Origin of the sequence: Acinetobacter higginsii, from assembly GCF_000369525.1 — a bacterium.
GTDB lineage: Bacteria > Pseudomonadota > Gammaproteobacteria > Pseudomonadales > Moraxellaceae > Acinetobacter > Acinetobacter higginsii.
Genome location: NZ_KB850072.1, coordinates 1,814,818 through 1,815,338 on the forward strand (window position 1 = coordinate 1,814,818; position 521 = coordinate 1,815,338).

At 44.5% G+C, this 521-nt stretch carries 1 pseudogene; it reads right to left on the bottom strand.

From position 1 onward, the window contains the following. Window positions 1–521, bottom strand: a pseudogene (locus F902_RS22805) (hypothetical protein); the annotation flags it as partial.

Below are 521 nucleotides of genomic sequence, written 5' to 3' on the forward strand. Positions count from 1 at the left end.
ACATCCACCGTTTGTCCCAGTTTCTTCTGAACTGAATTACCATCTGCCGCAGTTAAACCAAAGCCACTGTCGGTTAAGCCTGTCTGGATTTGTTTCAATTGTTCTTCTGTCGCTGCACGACCTTGAGTGGCAAAGTCCGCACTACTGATATCTTTATTGCTTAGACCTTCAAGCGTGCCTTTACCTGCATCTAAAGTCAGCGTATTCGCTGTGTTCTTAACAACCACCTTACCTGCTTCGAGTTGCGTTTGAGTCGTTCCATTGTCAATATTCACGCCCGTCTGACTCAGCACGGTTTTATTTGTTCCCGTACCCGCAGTGACTGTATCAATATTCAAATCCTTGCTTAAACTAAAATCAATCGTGGTCGTGCCTTTACCATCATTCACCGCAGTCGATTTAAGATTAGTTTCGCCTGTAGCTAAACCAATATCGACTGTATCCGTTGGCTTCACTTGTGTCGCAGCTAAGTTACTGTCTGATTTTACATTCCAGCCCTTGTTGGCATTCTGTGCAACATC